A 1,943-nucleotide genomic window follows, 5' to 3' on the forward strand; every position below is an offset into this window, starting at 1 on the left:
GGAATCCTTTGGTCCCAGGTTCAAGTCCTGGTGGGCCCACCAGAAAAGCAAACCCCAGTTAGAGATAGCTGGGGTTTTCGTCTTTTGAGCGTTACTTAAAGTAACGCTTAGATTGCTAAAAATTGTGTACACGAACTTTATAGATTTTCAATGGTGATCTGATGAATTGGGATCTTTAGGTATTAACGGGCTACTGACGCTTAATAAGAGGCTTTGAGTTAAGAGAGGTAAGGTCTCCTACTACGAAGGTCGCACGTTCGAATTGTGCTGAGCAGGCCAAAAATCCAAGTTCCATACCGGTCACATGCTTTAAACCTTAGTGGGTATTAACTTAGACCTTTCATTTCAGGCTTGAGTCTGTTGTCTAATCTCAATTAAATATAAAACTTCTTTTTACATCGTTGCATCATAGTGGATTAATTATGGATAATTTTAATAATTAGATTTGTAGTCGTAGTCGACAATCTACAAAGATATGTTGCCTTATATTATTGATATACTTAATCCATTCACCTATGACAATATTGAGTAGAAACTTGATTTGATAAAAATTATTACGGTCTTTTTGATTACGTTGACCTTTCATACACAGGCTTGGTCTAAAGATTTTCTGGCTGAGAAAGGAGTGTTTCAACTCTCCGATGGTGTAGAACTTCAGTATCGAAAATGGTCTGCAGAAAAACCACAGCTCCTTGTTGTTAATGTTCATGGATTCAATGATTACAGCAAATCATTCACAACCTTGGCTAAAGCTCTTGTTAAACATCGTCAAGCGGTAGTTTATGCCTATGATCAAAGAGGGTTTGGAGCTAACCCTAACCCCGGTGTATGGCCAAGCGAGGATCGATTAGTCCATGACTTAAGAGAAATAGTTACTCAACTTAGAGCCAACTACCCAACACTATCATTAGTAGTTATTGGTGAAAGTATGGGTGGAGCAGTATTAATACGAGCTAGTACTGAGGCTCCTCGGTTACCTGCTGATCTAATCATCCTTAAAGCACCTGCGATATGGGGAGCTGAGATTATGCCGTGGTACCAGCGAATGAGCCTTGAGTGGTTTAACGCCATAGCCCCTAATTTTACTTTCACAGGCAGAGGTGTACAAAGCCTTGGTATACGGCCAACTGATGATCCAGCAGTCGCAGAAGATCTTAGTCAAGATCCTTTGGTTATAAAAGAAACCCGCGTTAGTAGTCTTTTTGGGCTTACAAAACTCATGAGTCAAGCACTCAATCATCCAATCGATTTCACGGCTCCAACATTAGTTTTGTATGGGAATAACGATAAGATCATTCCACCAAAAGCACTGTGTTATTGGCTCTCTAGGTTATCGCTGGTATCAGACGAGAAAATTAATTTTCTTCAATTCATCATTTATGCCAACGGTTGGCACATGCTTACCCGACAGCTAGAAGCTACAACAGTAATAAATGACATCCTTGCATGGCTTAATAGTTTTCAATCTATTGGTGTTGTAAGTTCTACACTACGAGTAAAAGAGGCTCAAGATTCAGTATGTAAATCGAGTCCTTAAAATAAAATAGCCTGATATGCTTTCTTTGATAAATATCGCAACAGCTTTTGGCCTTGCAGCCATTAACACTTGCCAGAGATTTAGCAGCGTTACTTTAAGTAACGCTTGATTTCGAAAAAGTACTTTGGAACAACGAGGTGTTTTGGTCATTGCTCCAAAGATTTTTTATTTTCAAAACCAAAGACCGAGATAGCGTTTCTTCTTCTCTAGTTAAATCAGTAACACAAAAGCTCACACACCGATAAATAGGTGACGTAAGCTCTTGAAATCCTAGTGGTTTTCTTTGGATGTCTGCTCTCATAATCCTTTGGTCCCAGGTTCAAGTCCTGTTGGGCCCACCAGAAAAGCAAAGGTCCGTACCGGACACATGCTTTACGTCCGGTACCGATCACATGGTTTACACCTT

General features: G+C 39.9%; 1 protein-coding gene. It reads left to right on the top strand.

Annotation, left to right across the window (positions count from 1 at the left end; all coding sequences use genetic code 11):
- Positions 1-541 precede the first annotated feature (541 nt).
- On the top strand, positions 542-1,537 hold the full coding sequence (locus ABWP14_RS11385) for an alpha/beta fold hydrolase (RefSeq protein WP_353203089.1): 996 nt from the start codon (positions 542-544) through the stop codon (positions 1,535-1,537).
- Positions 1,538-1,943 lie beyond the last annotated feature (406 nt).

Origin of the sequence: Polynucleobacter sp. (assembly GCF_040400325.1) — a bacterium.
GTDB lineage: Bacteria > Pseudomonadota > Gammaproteobacteria > Burkholderiales > Burkholderiaceae > Polynucleobacter.